15 protein-coding genes are annotated in these 15,753 nt (G+C 63.5%); 10 read left to right on the top strand and 5 right to left on the bottom strand.

Features of this window, described 5'->3' with window-relative positions:
- The first annotated feature begins 126 nt into the window (after positions 1-126).
- The 5 genes from fni to crtB are packed head-to-tail and all read left to right on the top strand — an operon-like array spanning position 127 to position 6,103.
- Entirely contained in the window at positions 127-1,182 is a 1,056-nt protein-coding gene (gene fni, locus IFT47_RS06510) for a type 2 isopentenyl-diphosphate Delta-isomerase (RefSeq protein WP_192172154.1), read from the top strand.
- Positions 1,179-2,453, top strand: coding sequence for a glycosyltransferase (locus tag IFT47_RS06505; protein WP_192172153.1), 1,275 nt, complete (start codon positions 1,179-1,181; stop codon positions 2,451-2,453). The genes fni and IFT47_RS06505 overlap by 4 nt, the downstream gene beginning before the upstream one ends.
- Positions 2,450-3,625 (top strand): lycopene beta-cyclase CrtY, encoded by a 1,176-nt coding sequence (gene crtY, locus IFT47_RS06500; protein ID WP_192172152.1) that lies wholly within the window; start codon positions 2,450-2,452, stop codon positions 3,623-3,625. Before IFT47_RS06505 ends, crtY begins: the two co-directional genes overlap by 4 nt.
- Position 3,626: 1 nt before the next feature.
- Positions 3,627-5,117, top strand: a complete 1,491-nt coding sequence (locus IFT47_RS06495; RefSeq protein WP_192172151.1) for a phytoene desaturase — start codon at positions 3,627-3,629, stop codon at positions 5,115-5,117.
- Positions 5,114-6,103, top strand: coding sequence for a 15-cis-phytoene synthase CrtB (gene crtB / locus IFT47_RS06490; RefSeq protein WP_192172150.1), 990 nt, complete (start codon positions 5,114-5,116; stop codon positions 6,101-6,103). The genes IFT47_RS06495 and crtB overlap by 4 nt, the downstream gene beginning before the upstream one ends.
- On the opposite strand, the gene IFT47_RS06485 is transcribed toward crtB, so the two are convergent.
- Positions 5,985-6,530: a sterol desaturase family protein gene (locus IFT47_RS06485; protein ID WP_192172293.1), complete on the bottom strand. Its 546-nt coding sequence runs from the start codon at positions 6,528-6,530 to the stop codon at positions 5,985-5,987. The two genes, crtB and IFT47_RS06485, sit on opposite strands and share 119 nt — an antisense overlap.
- 344 nt (positions 6,531-6,874) lie before the next feature.
- On the opposite strand from IFT47_RS06485, the gene IFT47_RS06480 reads away from it, so the two are divergent.
- Entirely contained in the window at positions 6,875-7,123 is a 249-nt protein-coding gene (locus IFT47_RS06480; RefSeq protein ID WP_192172149.1) for a hypothetical protein, read from the top strand.
- A gap of 97 nt (positions 7,124-7,220) precedes the next feature.
- Here the strand turns inward: IFT47_RS06480 and IFT47_RS06475 are convergent, their stop codons facing one another.
- A complete protein-coding gene (locus IFT47_RS06475; protein WP_192172148.1) occupies positions 7,221-9,623 on the bottom strand; it encodes a glucose/quinate/shikimate family membrane-bound PQQ-dependent dehydrogenase in 2,403 nt (800 codons plus the stop codon).
- Between the two features lie 550 nt (positions 9,624-10,173).
- Between IFT47_RS06475 and IFT47_RS06470 the strand changes: the two genes are divergently transcribed.
- Positions 10,174-10,521: a hypothetical protein gene (locus tag IFT47_RS06470; protein WP_192172147.1), complete on the top strand. Its 348-nt coding sequence runs from the start codon at positions 10,174-10,176 to the stop codon at positions 10,519-10,521.
- An 82-nt stretch (positions 10,522-10,603) separates the two neighbouring features.
- The gene (locus IFT47_RS06465; RefSeq protein ID WP_192172146.1) at positions 10,604-11,335 is read left to right on the top strand and encodes a GNAT family N-acetyltransferase; all 732 of its coding nucleotides are present in this window, start codon (positions 10,604-10,606) and stop codon (positions 11,333-11,335) included.
- Between the two features lie 8 nt (positions 11,336-11,343).
- Here IFT47_RS06465 and IFT47_RS06460 read toward each other — a convergent pair whose 3' ends face one another.
- From IFT47_RS06460 to IFT47_RS06450, 3 genes are read right to left on the bottom strand one after another with little or no spacing between them, the layout of a single operon-like run.
- Positions 11,344-11,943, bottom strand: a complete 600-nt coding sequence (locus IFT47_RS06460) for an SAM-dependent methyltransferase (RefSeq protein WP_192172145.1) — start codon at positions 11,941-11,943, stop codon at positions 11,344-11,346.
- On the bottom strand, positions 11,940-12,701 hold the full coding sequence (locus IFT47_RS06455; protein ID WP_192172144.1) for a PIG-L deacetylase family protein: 762 nt from the start codon (positions 12,699-12,701) through the stop codon (positions 11,940-11,942). Before IFT47_RS06455 ends, IFT47_RS06460 begins: the two co-directional genes overlap by 4 nt.
- Complete coding sequence (locus IFT47_RS06450; protein ID WP_192172143.1) at positions 12,698-13,729, bottom strand: acyl-CoA dehydrogenase family protein; 1,032 nt, start codon at positions 13,727-13,729, stop codon at positions 12,698-12,700. Before IFT47_RS06450 ends, IFT47_RS06455 begins: the two co-directional genes overlap by 4 nt.
- Positions 13,730-14,169: 440 nt before the next feature.
- Between IFT47_RS06450 and IFT47_RS06445 the strand changes: the two genes are divergently transcribed.
- Together IFT47_RS06445 and IFT47_RS06440 are read left to right on the top strand one after the other, a co-directional pair.
- Entirely contained in the window at positions 14,170-14,778 is a 609-nt protein-coding gene (locus IFT47_RS06445) for an SCO family protein (RefSeq protein ID WP_192172142.1), read from the top strand.
- Positions 14,778-15,263 carry a copper chaperone PCu(A)C gene (locus IFT47_RS06440; RefSeq protein WP_192172141.1) on the top strand — a complete coding sequence of 162 codons (486 nt, stop codon included), beginning with the start codon at positions 14,778-14,780 and terminating at the stop codon, positions 15,261-15,263. Before IFT47_RS06445 ends, IFT47_RS06440 begins: the two co-directional genes overlap by 1 nt.
- Positions 15,264-15,753: the final 490 nt, after the last annotated feature.

The following is a 15,753-nucleotide window of genomic DNA, read 5'->3' as shown; positions in this document are numbered from 1 at the left end:
GGAACGACTGCTGTTTCTTAATGCCTCAAGATACGGCAAAGTTGTACAGGAAAATCGGCTTTGTACAAGATTCCGTATGCAGAATACCGTATAGCCCGTTCAATAATTCAGCTGCAGGGAGCGAGTATGACTCACAGCGATATGGGTCGTCGCAAAGACGATCACCTTGATATCGTGCTGGACAGACGCGCCAGCGTGCGTTCCTCCTTCTCCGGACTGGACGACATCCGTTTCGAACACTGTGCGCTGCCGGAGTTGAATCTGGACGACGTTGACGTCAGCAGCTCACTGCTGGGCATCGCCTTGCGCGCGCCGCTGCTCATCAGTTCCATGACCGGCGGGGCCGACCGGGCCACCGCGATCAACCGTCATCTGGCCGAAGCCGCCCAGGAGCTGGGCATCGCCATGGGCGTCGGGTCGCAGCGGGTGGCCTTGCAAAGCGGCGGTGATCAGGGCCTGACCCGCGAACTGCGGCGTCTGGCGCCGGACATCGCGCTGCTGGGCAACATCGGCGCCGCGCAGTTGATCGAGCCTGACGGCCTGGACATGGCCCGCCGTGCGGTCGACATGCTTCAGGCCAATGCGTTGATCATTCATCTGAATCCGTTGCAGGAAGCGGTTCAGGCCGGCGGCGACCGGCGCTGGCAGGGCATTCTCGAAGCGATCCACGGCGTGGTGCTCGATGTCGGTGTGCCGGTGGTGGTCAAGGAAGTGGGCGCGGGCCTGTCTGTCGATGTGGCGCAGGCGCTGGTGCAAGCCGGGGTGCACGTGCTGGACATCGCCGGGCTCGGCGGCACCAGTTGGGCGGCGGTCGAGGCCGAGCGCGCCGAGAACCCGGCCGATCGCGAAGTTGCCATGGCGTTTGCGCAATGGGGCATTCCGACCGCCGTCAGCCTGGCCATGGTCCGCCAGGCACTGCCGGACACGCCGCTGATCGCATCCGGCGGCGTTCACAATGGCATCGACGTGGCCAAGGCCATTCGCCTGGGCGCCGATGTCGTCGGTCAGGCAGCGGGCGTGCTGCGCAACGCGACCCTGTCGACGGCTGCAGTCATCGAACACTTCGACATTGTCATCCGCCAGCTGCGTATCGCCTGTTTCTGCACCGGCTCGGCTGACCTTCGCGCGTTGCGCAGCGCCCGGTTGCTGGCGCCCAACACCCTGCAGACGTTGCTCTCATGACGCATTTTGCCGTCGTGGCGCCAGCGTTCTATAGCCACTTTCAAGGGTTTCAGGCGTTGGCCGGGACATTGATCGACCGCGGTCATCAGGTGACCTTTTTCCAGCAGGCCGATGCACGGCGCTGGCTGACCGACCCGCGCATCGGCTTTCATGCCCTCGGCGCCCTCAGTTATCCGCCGGGCAGCCTCGAAGCGGCGCTGCGCCGTGCCGCCTGTTCGAATAATCCGCTGCGCCTGCGCCGGGTGATCCGCGACCTGTGCGACACCACCCGCATGCTGTGCGCCGAGCTGCCGTTTGCGCTGGCGGTGCGGCAGATCGAGGCCTTGCTCTGCGACCAGATGGAAGCGGCAGGCGGGATGGTCGCCGAAGGGCTGGGCTTGCCGTACGTGTCGGTGGCCTGCGCCTTGCCGGTCAACCGCGAGCCGCAACTGCCGCTGCCGGTGATGCCCTTTGCCTACGCCACCGATGAACGCAGTCAGCCTATGTATGAAGGCAGCCGCAAGGTGTACGACTGGTTGATGAGGCCGTTGAGCAAGGTGCTGCGTGATGCGTCACGCCGACTGGCCATCGAGCCCCGCGACGGCCTGCATGAATGCCTTTCACCCTACGCGCAGATCAGCCAGACCATCCCTGGTTTCGATTTCCCCCGCCAGCATCCGCCTGTGAATTTTCACGCGGTCGGGCCGCTGCGGGCGCCTCAAGCCGAACAACAGGGCGAGTGGCCGATTGACCCTGACCGGCCGTTCATCTTCGCCAGCCTCGGCACGCTGCAGGGGAGTCGTTTTGACATGTTCAAGCGCATCACCACGGCCAGCCGACAATTGAACGCGCAGTTGCTGGTGGCCCATTGCGGCGGGCTCGATGCCCGGCAAGAGCAGCGGCTGATCAAGGCCGGCGCGACCTGGGTGACCGACTTCGCGCCGCAACAATGGGCGCTGCAACACGCCGATGCGGTGGTGACCCATGGCGGCTTGAACACGGTGATGGACGCCATCGTCGCGCGCACGCCGATGCTGGTCATGCCCATCGCCTTCGATCAGCCGGGCGTGGCGTCCCGGGTTACTCACGCCGGCATTGGCCTGCAACTGCGGCGCGGCGCCGGGGCAGGGCAGATTCGCGAGCGGCTGACGCAACTGAGCGGGCTGTCCACCGAACCTTTCGATCAACTGGCGACCGAACTGGCCCAGGCCGGCGGCACGTCTCGCGCCGCCGACATTGTCGAAGCCGTGGTGCGCACGGGCGAGCCGGTGCTGGCGAGGCAGTTGCCATGACGTATGACTTGATTCTCGCCGGCGGCGGACTGGCCAACGGTCTGATCGCCTGGCGCCTGAAGCAGCTACGGCCGGAGCTGTCCGTGCTGTGCATCGAAGAGCAGACGCACCTGGGCGGCAACCACACCTGGTCCTACCACGAAGGCGACCTCACGGCCGAGCAGCATCAATGGCTGCAGCCGCTGGTGGTGCAGCGCTGGGCGACCTATGACGTGCACTTCCCGCAACGCTCGCGGCGGCTGAACAGCGGCTACGCCAGCATTACGTCGGAACGCTTTGCCGAGGTCATCGAGCCCGCCCTGGGCGATGCGCTGCTGACCGGTCGACGCATCACCGAACTGACCCCGCGCACCGTCGTGCTGGACAGCGGCGAGCGGCTTCAGGCCAGCGCGGTGATCGACGGCCGCGGCGTGCAGGCCACGGCGCACATGGTGTTGGGGCAGCAGGCATTTCTGGGTCAGTTGCTGCGCTTGAAGGTGCCCCACGGCCTGACCGCGCCGATCATCATGGACGCCCGCGTCGAGCAGAGTGAGGGCTATCGCTTCGTCTACGTGCTGCCTTTTTCGGCCGACACCCTGCTGATCGAAGACACCCACTACGTCGATCACCACTCGTTTTCCGCCGAGCAGCTTCGTCAGCACATCGCCGATTACGCTGCCGCCCATGGCTGGGAGATTGCCGAGTGCCTGCGCGAAGAGCAGGGCGTGCTGCCGATCACCCTGGCCGGGGATTTCGCCGGGTTCTGGCGTGAGGCGGCGGGGCAGCCGCGATCCGGTTTGCGCGCCGGACTTTTTCATTGCACCACCGGCTATTCGCTGCCCCATGCCGTGCGGCTGGCGGAGTGGATCGCCGCTCAACCCACGCTGGATGCCGACTCACTGGACGCAGGCATTCGCGCCATCGCGCATGAAGCGTGGCACTCCCAGCGTTTCTATCGGCTGCTGAACCGCATGCTGTTTCTGGCCGGACGTCCGTCGAATCGCTGGCAGGTGATGCAGCGGTTCTACGGCCTGTCCGAAGGCCTGATCAGCCGTTTCTATGCAGGCCGCAGCACCCTGGCCGACAAGCTGCGCGTGCTGACCGGCAAACCGCCCGTGCCGATCAACGAGGCTGTCACAGCCGCTGCCCGTTACTTACCCAAGCATTACCTGCCTAAGCATCATGAGAATTGACATGACCCAAGCAAAAACCGCAATTGTGATTGGTGCCGGTTTCGGCGGCCTGGCCCTGGCCATCCGACTTCAGGCGGCGGGCGTGCAGACGACGCTGCTGGAAAAACGCGACAAGCCCGGCGGCCGCGCCTACGTCTACGAAGATCAGGGTTTCACCTTCGACGCGGGGCCGACGGTGATCACCGACCCGACGGCCATCGAAGAGCTGTTCACCGCGGCCGGCAAATCCATCAAGGATTACGTCGAGTTGCTGCCGGTGTCGCCGTTCTATCGCCTGTGCTGGGAAGACGGGACGAAGTTCGATTACGCCAACGATCAGCAGTCCCTGGACACCCAGATTGCCGCGATGAACCCCAAGGACGTCGCCGGCTATCAGCGCTTTCTGGCGTACTCCAAAGCGGTGTTTCAAGAGGGTTATCTGAAGCTCGGGGCGGTGCCGTTTCTGTCCTTCCGCGACATGGTCCAGGCCGGCCCGCAGCTGGCGAAGTTGCAGGCGTGGCGCAGCGTGTATTCGATGGTGTCGCAGTTCATCGAGGACGACAAACTGCGCCAGGCGTTTTCCTTTCACTCGCTGCTGGTCGGTGGCAACCCGTTTGCGACGTCCTCCATTTACACGCTGATTCACGCCCTTGAACGGCAGTGGGGGGTGTGGTTCCCGAAGGGCGGGACCGGCGCGCTGGTGCAGGGCATGGTCAAGCTGTTCGAAGACATCGGTGGGCGTGTCGAGCTCAACGCCGATGTCGCCAGCATTGACACCAGTGGCCAGAGGGTGACCGGCGTGCGGCTCAAGGATGGTCGGCAGATCAATGCCGACTGCGTGGCCTCCAACGCCGATGTCATGCACACCTACGCCGAGCTGCTCGGCGGCCATCCCCGCGGGGTCAAGGAGGGCGCACGGCTGAAAGGCAAGCGCTTCAGCAACTCGCTATTCGTCATCCACTTCGGGCTCAAGCGCCCGCAGCCCCAGTTGCAGCACCACACCGTGTGTTTCGGCCCGCGCTACAAGGCGCTGATTCAGGAAATCTTCAAGGGCGCGGCGCTGGCCGAAGATTTCTCGCTGTACCTGCACGCGCCGTGCATCACTGACCCGAGCCTGGCGCCGCCGGGCTGTTCGAGCCACTACGTGCTGTCGCCGGTGCCGCACCTGGGCAATGCCGATATCGACTGGGAAGTGGAAGGGCCGCGTTACCGCGACCGCATTTTCGAGTACCTGGAAAAGCACTACATGCCGGGTCTGCGCGAAGATCTGGTCACCAGCCGCATCTTCACGCCGCAGGATTTCAAGGGCGAGCTCAACGCGCACCTCGGTTCGGCGTTTTCCCTTGAGCCGATCCTGCGTCAGAGCGCGTGGTTCCGCCCTCACAATCGCGACGCGAGCCTGAGCAATCTGTACCTGGTCGGCGCCGGCACACACCCGGGCGCTGGCGTGCCGGGCGTCATCGGATCGGCCAAAGCCACGGCCGGGCTGATGCTGGAGGACTTGCATTCATGAGCGTCGCCGATCAGGCGCTGCTCGACCACGCCACCCAGAGCATCGAAGTCGGCTCGAAAAGCTTCGCGGCGGCGTCACGCCTGTTTGACCCGGTGACCCGTCGCAGCGCGGTGATGCTCTATGCGTGGTGCCGGCATTGCGACGACGTCATTGACGGTCAGGAAGCAGGGCATTCGGCGACGGTGGTCAGTCAGCAGGAAGTCACCGAGCGGCTGCAACGGCTAATCGCCCAGACCCACGCCGTGTACGCCGGGACGCCGACCCACAGTCCGGCGTTCGAGGCGTTCAGGGAGGTTGTCCTGCGCCATGGCATCGAGCAGCGTTATGCCCTGCAGCATCTGGATGGCTTCGCGATGGACGTCAGCCAGCGCGAATATCGGCGCATCGACGACACGCTGGAGTACTGCTATCACGTGGCCGGCGTGGTCGGCTTGATGATGGCGCAGATCATGGGCGTGAGTGACGACGCGACCCTCGACCGCGCCTGTGATCTGGGTCTGGCGTTTCAGCTGACCAACATCGCCCGGGACATCGTCGAAGATGCCTCGGTGGGGCGCTGCTACTTGCCGACGGAATGGCTGGATGAGTTGGGCATTCCCCATGATCGCCTAGCAGCTCCGGAGTTTCGCCCGGCGGTGGCGGTGCTGGCGAAGCGGCTGGTGGACATGGCCGAGCCATATTACGAGAGCGCCAACGCTGGCCTGACCGCGCTGCCATGGCGATCGGCGTGGGCGGTGGCGACGGCGGGTTGCGTCTATCGGGAGATCGGCGTGAAGGTCAGGGAGCGCGGCGCCCGGGCATGGGATACGCGGGTGTCTACGAGCAAGCTGGACAAGCTGCGTCTGGTGGTGCTGGGGGCGTGGAAGGCTAGCGCGTCTCGAGGTCGGCACTGGCCGGCGCGACCGGCGCACCTTTGGCAACGTCCGGGTCGGACTTGTGCAACGGGCCGTCATGCAAGCGTCGAAGCTGGGCGCGCAATCGAGTGACGCTCGGCGCGTAGAGAAAGCCGAACGACACGCAGCGCTCTTTGCCCGACACCGCGTGATGCATCAAATGCGCCTGATACAGGCGCTTGAGATAGCCATTGCGCGGCACGTATTTGAACGGCCAGCGCTTGTGCACCAGACCATCGTGGGCGATGAAATACAGGAAACCGTAAGCGGTCATGCCTGCGCCAATCCACTCCAGGGGATGGGCGCCTGCGGTGCCCAGCGCGATCAGCACGATGGCGAAGCCGGCGAACACCACGGCATACAGATCGTTCTTCTCGAACCAGCCGGTTCTCGGCTCATGGTGCGACTTATGCCAGCCCCAGCCCCAACCGTGCATGATGTACTTGTGCGCAAACACGGCAAAGCCTTCCATGCCGATCACGGTTGCGAAAAAGACGAGGGCATTGATCATCGGGTTCATCCGCGGGGAGAGTCTCAACGTCAGACCGTAAAAGGGCCGACGGTGTTCGGTGCGTGATTGTCGCATGCCGATGGCTGAAGGCGGAGGTCGGTTTGTCAGTTGCTGGTTTGGGCGTCACCGTCCGTTGGTTTTGTAGCGTGACGTCTGCCGCCTTCCCGGCTGAAGCCAGTCCTACAAGTCGAGCGTGATGCTTTTCGTGGGACCGGCTTAAGCCGGGAAGGGGCCGGTTCGTGCGCCCTCGGTCTTCTGCCGATGCTGGTCCTTGGCACCGCGCGTCCACGTGGACTGAACTGTGCGCGCCATGTGGGGCCTCAGACTTACACCCGCTAAAGGAGGCCAAGGCCATGAACAACGACGAATTCAATCAATACGACGCAGAGCGCTTCCACGGTCAGGTCGCCGAGCAACTGGGCATCAGTGTGGAAGAGCTGAAAACCTGGATGATCAACGACATCGAGCGGGTCACCGAGGGCGGCGAGGAGGTAGGGCACATGGTGGTGTTCCGCGAGTCCACGCCGGATGAGGTGCTCGACAAGCTCAAGAATCCGCAGAGTCGTTATACGGCGATGACGGGTGTGATCAAGACCGAGTAAGCCATCGCCGTTCGCCAGAAATGGCCAGCCCATGACTTTAATCGCAAACAACAAAAAGCCCGATCACTCGGGCTTTTTGTTGCCGCTCAGCCGCTGATTATTTCGACGGCAGGGCGTAGGCGATCAGCGAGTCGCCCATCTTCGTACCAAACGAGCCATGCCCGCCGGCCATGATCACAATGTACTGCTTGCCATTGCTCTCATAGGTCATCGGGGTGGCTTGACCGCCCGCTGGCAAGCGCGCCTCCCAGAGCAGGTCACCGTTGGTGACGTTGAAGGCGCGCAGGTAGTTGTCCTGCGTACCGGCGATGAACATCAGGTTGCCGGCCGTGGAAATCGGACCACCCAGCATTGGCACACCGATTTTCAGCGGCGGCAGCTGGATGCCCTTCAGGCTGTCGCGGATGGTGCCGATGCGTTTGCGCCAGACCACGTCGTGGGTCTTCATGTCGACGCCGGCTACATAGCCCCACGCCGGCTCTTTGCACGGCAGGCCGAGTGGCGACAGGAAGGCGTTGATTTCGACGCCGTAAGGCACGCCGTACTGAGGCTGAATGCCCATTTCGGTACCGCTGCCGGTGGCACCTTCTTTAGGCCACAGCGGGTTGTTCGGGCCACGGGGAATCAGCTTGGACACGAACGGCAGGGCCATCGGGTTCATCAGCGCGACTTGACGGTCAGCGTTCACCGAGATACCGCCCCATTCGAAGACACCCAGGTTACCCGGGAACACCAGCGTCCCTTGCTCGGATGGCGGCGTGTACTGGCCGTTGTAGGACAGCTGCTTGAAGATCACGCGGCAGACCAGTTGGTCAAACATCGTCGCGCCCCACATCTCCTTGTCGGAAAGGGTTTGAACGGACGTTAGATTGAGGTCCGAGCGCGGCTGGGTCGGGCTCACCCGATCCCCTGGCGCCGCTTCACCAGCAGGCACCTGCATTTCATGAACAGGCACGATCGGCTTGCCGTCGCGACGGTCCAGCACGAACAGGTTGCCGGCCTTGGTCGGCACGTACACCGCAGGGACGGCTTCGCCGCTGCCGGTTTTGACGTCAGCCAGGGTAGGCTGGGCCGGAACGTCCATGTCCCACAAGTCGTGGTGAGTGGTCTGGAAGCTCCACACCAATTTGCCGGTGGAGCCATTCATCGCGACGATCGAGCTGGCGTAACGCTCCATCACCGGCGTGCGGTTGCCGCCCCAGATGTCGGGCGTCGGGTTGCCGGTTGGCACGTAGACCACGTCGGTTTTCGCGTCATAGGCCAGCGGAGCCCAGGCGTTCGGCGAGTTGTTGACCAGGGTTTTACCGTCGCCCGGGATTGCGTTCGGGTCTTCGGCACCGGTGTCGAAGATCCACTTCAACGCGCCGGTGTTGACGTCGTAGCCACGGATCGCGCCGGATGGCTCGTGCACCGACAGGTTATCGGTCACCGAACCGCCGATAATCACAGTGGTGCCGGTCACGACAGGCGGGGAGGTGGGTTCGAGGCCGCCCGGATACGGGTAGGGCTGCAAGTGCAGCAGGTCCAGCTCGCCGTTTTTGGCGAAGTCGGCACATGGTGCACCTGTGTCGGCGTTGATGGCGAACAGGCGACCGTCGTTGACCGGCAGGAACACCTTGCGCGGGCAACTGGTGGCGACCGGTTGGGTGCCTTCCAGGCTTTTCGCAAACTGAGTGGTGTCGGCCTGATCGAAGTACGCGACGCCACGGCAGGTCAGGTGCTGGAAGGACGGATCGGATTTGAGCTTGGGATCGAATCTCCACTTCTCTTTACCGGTGGCCGGGTCCAGAGCCACCAGAATCTGGTGAGTGGTGCAGATGTACATGTTGTCGCCAACCTTGATCGGCGTCAGCTCGTTGGTGGTCTCGCCGGAGTCATTGGCGGTTTTCGATTCGCCGCTGTTGAAGGTCCAGGCCACCTGAAGGTCTTTAACGTTGCCTTCGTTGATCTGAGTCAGCGGGGAATAACGCGTGCCCGACTGCGTGCGGCCGTAAGCAGGCCAGTCGCCGTTGGCGATGCCTTCGACAGGCTGATGCTGCGCGGGTTGCGCCGTCGCCATGCTGCCGTTGATTTCCTGCGGGTCGTTGAAGATGGAATACACCATCACCACGATTGCCAGGGCCAATGTCGCGGATAAAAAGGTTTTGCCCGGCTTCAGACGCTCCGGAATGTCACGGGTGACCCCCGGGATCAGCAGCCACAGACCCAACACCCCGAGGATGTCGAAACGCGGCACCAGCGCCCAGAAATCCGTGCCGGCTTCCCACAGGCCCCAGACCACGGTGATGAGCATCAGCGCGCCGTAGAGCCAGAGCGATGCAGCGGAACGTCGCCACAACAGGACGGCGAACACCAGCAGCGCGACGCCCAGGAACAGATAATAAAAAGAGCCGCCCAATGAGAGCAGCCAGATACCGCCAACCACCAGAAACAGAGCAAAGATGCCTGCAATGATGGAAGTAAAACGCCTCAGCCCTGAAGCTTTTGATAAGTCATTCATCGATGTTCCCCCTTGGGATGTAGTGCATGGACTGTGCGCCGTATAGGGGGTTCAACTCCGGAACCTGGAGTCTGGATAAAATTTTCAGCGCCACTGACCATCCACTCTTTCGAAGCATAGGCCGTGTTTGCAATCTGATCACGGGGGAAAAGCATTCAGATGGCGAACGGCGCGGCGTTGGGCGAGATCGGCTCACGATGACGAGGGCGGAAAGGCGGCCACAGAGTGCGTTGGAGAGGGGCCAGGTCATGCACGCGCCGGTGCATCCCATCGCTCAAAGTTGCGGGGGTTGTGGGGGCAGACTAGAGTCGGAAACAGCCCCACCTAACTTTGTTACCGCAGGCGCATGAACGAGTGAAGTCTTTGCACTTCCATCAAGCCTGCGAGTCAATAACAAGCTGGAAGTAAGTTCGCTATGCATAAACGTTTTAGCAGAGCGCGAACCACACTAACGCTATTATGTGCGGCGTTTGTGTTGTGCGCGTCTGGCTGCACTGGCACCGCCAGTAATACCAAAACAACCGGACTGTCGTTAGTGGATTACACCTCCGTGAGCGCGTCTTCCCCACCCGAGCACCTTACCGGACTCTGGGCCGGCCCCCATGCCGGCGGCACGTTTTACGTGGAAATCTTCGACGACGGCGACCTGCGCACCTGCTTGAGCGCTCCGCCTTATTACCACGCGATGGACGGAAAATACGCCGATGAGGCGCTGTATCTGGAAGACGGCACCCGCATCGAATTTCAGCCGGTGGGGGCACGGCAGATCACCATTTATTCCCCTCCCGGCAGGCCGGTCACCACGCTGGAACGCAGCGCACCGGGTCACTCCGCCAGCCAGTGTCTGGCAGGTGCCGCTGACGTCCAGCGCAAACTGTCCCACTGGGCTTCGCATTAGCGGCAGGGTTCGATAATTGAGGCAGTGCGCGGGTATCATGCACGGCTCGAACCCACCGCCCGACCCCGGATTCAGGATCACAATGCCCAGCCCCACGTTTACCGTCATGCGCCTCGACGCCACGCCGCCGGAATCGATCAAGAGCCAGATCATGCAGATGGTGATCGACTACGTTAGCGAGCTCAGCATGGTCGCCATCGCCCCGAGCAATCCGTTGTACCCGCTGTATCAATACGGCGTCGGCCATGAGGTGCATCAGTACGTGCAGGCGATGGACGGATCGCGGGGGATTGCGGTGGAATTGATCGTGGCGCTGGATGCCGAGGACCCTTCGGTCGTCATCGGCTTCTTGCTCTATCTGCCGGTTCAACAGGACCCGCAGGCGTGCGCCGTGGCGTACATGGCAGTGCAGACGGCGCGCCGTCGTCAGGGCGTGGCGCGGGCCATGCTGGAGAAAATGACCGAACGCTATCCCCACGCCGAGCTGGCGTGCTTCGTTGCGAAAGTGCCGGTGTTCGAGGCGCTGGGCTTTCGGGTGCTGGGAGCACGCGGGCCGCAGGTGTTGATGAACACCCGCGATCAGCAAACCGACGGCTTGTTGGCCGTGCTGGACATCGCGCCGATCTACAACTCGCTGGAAGTGCGGCAGATCCACAGCTATCTGTTGAAGCAGCACGGCAAGCGTGCGATGACCGATGCGGAAAAACAGCGCGATCGGCACATTGACCAACTGACCCGGCAGGCGCGCCTCTTCGTCAACGGACTGCTGGGCGAGTCAGGCGCGCAGGCCTTCATCGGCCCGAAGCTTGTTTGACGCCCGAATCAGCGAACGGCCTCGTTGAGGTCGATTCCTCGTGAGTCCTTGCTCCACATTTCCAGCAGGAAATCCCGCTCGGCGTGATGCAGCGTGCGTTCCATCGCCAAGTGCCGCGCGAGGACCTGATGCACTTCGCGGCCTTCCATGGGGCAGCCTTCGATGGGGTGCAGCCAGTGGCACGCCAGCACCGCGCCATCGGGCGTCAGGCTTTCACGAATGCGCTCAATGATCTCGCCAAAGGCATCCGGCGTCAGGTAATAGGCCCATTCGCTGATCACCACCAGATCGAATTGCCCGGCAGGCCAGTCCTGGGGCAGACAACCTTCCAGCACTTGCACATGGGCGTGCGCACTCAGGCGATCGCGGGCCAGGGTGACGGCCCGGGGGCTGAGGTCCATGCACAACAACGCGTCGCACCGTTCGGCCAGGCGCAGGCTCAATTCGCCATTGGCGCAGCCCGGCTCGAAGATGCGCGCGTAGCGCTGACGCGGCAGGGCAGCAAGGGTCAGATCGCGTTTGCGATGCTCGTACCAACGCGTGCGAAAGGCCCAAGGGTCGTCACTGCTGGCGAACAGTTCGTCGAAATACTCACCTGTAATGCTCACAGAAACACCAGTTCGAAGGGTTGCAGCAGACGCTCCAGCGTTTGCGGGTTCAGCACCGCGGGCGCGCCGGTGCTCGGGTCGTTTTCCAGCTGGCTCAAGTGAGCACCGATGGCGTCGCGCTTGCGCCGCAGTTGCTCATCGCTGAGCCAGAATTTGCGGGCCTGTTCCCAAGGGATGCGCGGGTCATTCGGTTCCGCCCAATGCCAGGCCCACACCGGAATCTCCACCAGCGTCGCGCCAGTGTTGGCCACCGCCTGAGCCGCGCAATGGCCGACGGCTTCGTGGTCGCAGTGGCCGTCGTGGCGCCAGGTGGTCAGCAACACATCCGAGGGACGCAGGTCTTCGCTGAGCAGCGCAATCAATGACTCGGCATGCTCGGCCACCTGACCATCGCCCATGCCGAGCCGTTGCCAGGACAACCTCGACACGTCCAGGCCCAGGTGCGCGACAGCTTGCTGGCTTTCCCGCCGACGCTCGGTGCGCAGGCGTTGCATGGGCCACAGCGGCGATTGCGGATGGCTGCCTTCGCCGTCGGTGACGGCAACCAGGTGCACATCGTTCTGCCGCTGGGCCATCGCTGCGAGCAGTCCGCCACAGGTCAGGACTTCGTCGTCGGGATGCGGCGCGAGCACGATCAGGCGTGAACCGGGTGGAACCAGTTCTTCCAGGGTGATCGGGCGCACGCCGCGCAACGCCACGCTGTTCTCCCAGGCGCTCAACGGTGTCCCGCTGACGCCGAATGGCTGTGCTTCGTTCATAGTGACCAATCCTCGGGTTCGACCGTGGCGACTCGCTGGCCCAGGTGCGCCAGGTCACGCTCGGCGTGGCTTTGTCGGATAAACACCTGCAGGTCGGCGGCCAGCCGCGCAAAGTGCGGATCGCGGCAGAACGGTGTTGCGCCCAGCGCCCGGCCGACATGTCGGCACACCTGTTCAACCGCCATCTCGACCTGCGCCCGCAGGCGCTGCACCTTCAGGCTCGCGTCGTCTTGCGGATGGGCGTCGATCCATGACGCGCATTCGCGCAAGGCCGCCGCCGCGCCACACAGCGCTGCATCCACGCTGCCCAGATGGGCGTCGGCATGGGGTTCTGGCCGTCCGTGGTGTCGGTGCGTGCGCAAGCTTTTCGCCAGCGCCACTGCCGCGCCGTACCAGGCGGCAGCGATCCCGGCGCCGCCTTGCCAGAACCCTGGCCGGGTCAGATAGTCGCCGCTATTGCCCACGCATATGCCGACCGCGCCGTCGAAGTGCACGTCGCCGCTGGCGGTACCGGCCATGCCCACGGCCTGCCAGGTCTCGCTGCTGAAGCGGACGCCCGGCTGCTTCAAATCGACGGCCACCAATTGCGGCGCCTCGTCGCTGGCCCAGGCGGTGAGCAGGGCGTAATCCAGCTGTTGGGCGCCGGAGCACCAGGCCTTGCGGCCGTTGAGGCGGACCTTGTCGCCGTGGCGCTGGCTGACGCCGACCTTGGCGTCGGGCGGTTCGGCGGCCCATACGCCCCAGATGCCGGGTGCATCGAAAGGTGCGGCGCCAAGTTCTTTCAGAATGGCGAGGGCGTCGGTATGGCCTTCGTAGAGTTTGAGCAGCGCCAGATCGAGGCCCGCCACCGTTGCCAATTGGCGCCAGCGTTCGAGGGTGCGACCGCTGCCGGGCAACGGCAGTTGATCGAGTCCGCTGTCGAGGCAGCGCTGCATGGCGTGCCGCAGGGGCGCGTCCGGCACGTGGGGATTGTCACGGTGGGCGAAATCCGCCAGCAGTGATTCAAGTCCTTGTGCATCGTCCCGCATGGCTGGCTGTCTCCGACCCGTTGACGCCGACGCGAGGTGCGCGGGCTTTCTGCCTGGCCCGCTTGCGCGGCCTGCTGATGGAATTCGGCAGCGCCAGCGGGGCGGGGTTCAAACATTTCTTCTGCCAGCCGGTTCGGTTGCCTCTGGCAGGGAGCACTCAAGAGGGCGGTGATCGGCGCCTTGCAGTCAGGTGCGCGGTTTTGTCGCAGTGGGCGTTTCCCGACCCATGGGCGTCAAGGCGTGCAGCGTCGTCGGATGGCCTGCGTAAAATCCGCTGGTAACCTATTCAAGCCGGTTTTGCGCGACACTGTCGGGCACCTGTTTTTTTCGCTTCGTCCCTCGCTGCTGCAGTGCGACTGCCAATCAACGCCTGCGCCCGGCGAGGTGGACGAAAAAAGGGTTGGCGTTGGCGCCAGCCGCTGCTTTCGAGAGTTCGCCAGATGAATGAGTTTCTGACCCGCCGTCAGGTGGTCACCGGCATGGGCCTGTTGGGGCTGGGCCTGCTGGCCGGATGTGACGGTTCGACCACTGCGCTGGATTTCAAGTACGGTAAAGATCTGAGCAACAAGATCATGGGCCGGACCTTCAAGTTGACCGACACCGACGGTGAGGTCAAAACCCTGTCGAGTTATCGCGGGTTGATGCCGATGGTGTTTTTCGGCTTCACCCAGTGCCCGGCGGTGTGCCCCACGGCGCTGGCCCGCGCTGCGCAGATCAAAAAGATGATGGGCGAGGACGGCAAGACGCTGCAGGTGATCTTCATCACCGTCGACCCCGAGCGCGACACACCGCAGATTCTCGACGCCTACGTCAAACAGTTCGATCCGACGTTCGTTGCCCTGCGCGGCACGCTGGAAGAGACCGCCCACGTCGCCAAAGAATTCGGCGTGTTCTACGAAAAGGTCCCGGCGGGGAACACCTACACCATGTCCCACACCGCCACCAGCTTCGTTTTCGACTCCCGGGGCAACCTGCGCCTGGGGCTGTCGCCTTCGCTTTCCGCCAAGCAATGCGCGGAAGATTTGCTCACTGTCATGGAAGTCTGCTGATGAATGCTTTGTTGAATGCTGTATCGCGCACGTTGCTTGTCTCTCTGTTGGCCGGCGTCAGCCTGAGTGCGGTTGCGCAGACGCGGGTCGAGGATCCGTGGGTGCGTGCGACGGTGGCCGGGCAGCCTTCCTCCGGTGCCTTCATGCGCATCACCGCCGACACCGACAGCACGCTGCTCAGCGTCAGCTCGCCGGTGGCCAAAGATGTGCAGATCCACGAGATGAGCATGACCAACGACGTCATGCGCATGGGCCCGGTCGACGCCGTGCCGCTGCCTGCGGGCGAGACCGTGGCGCTGGACCCCGATGGCTACCACGTCATGCTCATGGGCCTGAATGGTCAGATCAAAGAGGGCGACCAGGTACCACTGACCCTGACCGTGAAGAACGCCGAGGGCGAGACCGAAGTGGTGAACGTCACCGCCCCGGCCCGCGCCGCGACAGCACCGATGGACATGGCCCATGACCACGGAATGACGCATTAAGCAGGAGCGCTTATCTGCGTACCTCTCGTAGGACCGGCTTCAGCCGGGAAAGCGTCAGATATCACACTGCAAAACTGAGGGTGCTCATGCCGACGTCTTCCCGGTTAAAGCCGGTCCCACAAAGGCACCGCGCAGCCCGGTAGGACTGGCTACAGCCGGGAAGGCCTCAGGTGCCGCGCCGCAGAGTTGATGGTGTCCGAACCGACGTCTTCCCGGCTAAAGCCGGTCCCACAAAAACACCGCGTATCCACCGTGGGACCGGCTTCAGCCGGGAAAGCGTCAGGCGCCACACCGCAGAATTGATGGTGTTCGAACCGGCGTCTTCCCGGCTAAAGCCGGTCCCACAAAGGCACCGCGCAGCCCGGTAGGACCGGCTTCAGCCGGGAAAGCGTCAGGCGCCACGCCGCAGAAAAGAGGGTGCTCGACCCAGCGTCTTCCCGGCTAAAGCCAGTCCCACGAAGACACCGCGTACCTCAGTATGACTGGCTTC

This window comes from Pseudomonas sp. CFBP 13711, from assembly GCF_014842265.1.
GTDB lineage: Bacteria > Pseudomonadota > Gammaproteobacteria > Pseudomonadales > Pseudomonadaceae > Aquipseudomonas.
This window is presented reverse-complemented; position numbering and strand designations above follow the sequence as displayed.

Excerpts from the sequence above, each read along its gene's own strand:
- crtY (WP_192172152.1), top strand. The coding sequence starts at position 2,450 with ATGACGTATGACTTGATTCTCGCCGGCGGCGGACTGGCCAACGGTCTG.
- IFT47_RS06455 (WP_192172144.1), bottom strand. The coding sequence starts at position 12,701 with ATGAACGAAGCACAGCCATTCGGCGTCAGCGGGACACCGTTGAGCGCC.
- crtB (WP_192172150.1), top strand. The coding sequence starts at position 5,114 with ATGAGCGTCGCCGATCAGGCGCTGCTCGACCACGCCACCCAGAGCATC.
- IFT47_RS06450 (WP_192172143.1), bottom strand. The coding sequence starts at position 13,729 with ATGCGGGACGATGCACAAGGACTTGAATCACTGCTGGCGGATTTCGCC.
- IFT47_RS06480 (WP_192172149.1), top strand. The coding sequence starts at position 6,875 with ATGAACAACGACGAATTCAATCAATACGACGCAGAGCGCTTCCACGGT.
- IFT47_RS06465 (WP_192172146.1), top strand. The coding sequence starts at position 10,604 with ATGCCCAGCCCCACGTTTACCGTCATGCGCCTCGACGCCACGCCGCCG.
- IFT47_RS06485 (WP_192172293.1), bottom strand. The coding sequence starts at position 6,530 with ATGAACCCGATGATCAATGCCCTCGTCTTTTTCGCAACCGTGATCGGC.
- IFT47_RS06505 (WP_192172153.1), top strand. The coding sequence starts at position 1,179 with ATGACGCATTTTGCCGTCGTGGCGCCAGCGTTCTATAGCCACTTTCAA.
- IFT47_RS06440 (WP_192172141.1), top strand. The coding sequence starts at position 14,778 with ATGAATGCTTTGTTGAATGCTGTATCGCGCACGTTGCTTGTCTCTCTG.
- fni (WP_192172154.1), top strand. The coding sequence starts at position 127 with ATGACTCACAGCGATATGGGTCGTCGCAAAGACGATCACCTTGATATC.
- IFT47_RS06475 (WP_192172148.1), bottom strand. The coding sequence starts at position 9,623 with ATGAATGACTTATCAAAAGCTTCAGGGCTGAGGCGTTTTACTTCCATC.
- IFT47_RS06445 (WP_192172142.1), top strand. The coding sequence starts at position 14,170 with ATGAATGAGTTTCTGACCCGCCGTCAGGTGGTCACCGGCATGGGCCTG.
- IFT47_RS06495 (WP_192172151.1), top strand. The coding sequence starts at position 3,627 with ATGACCCAAGCAAAAACCGCAATTGTGATTGGTGCCGGTTTCGGCGGC.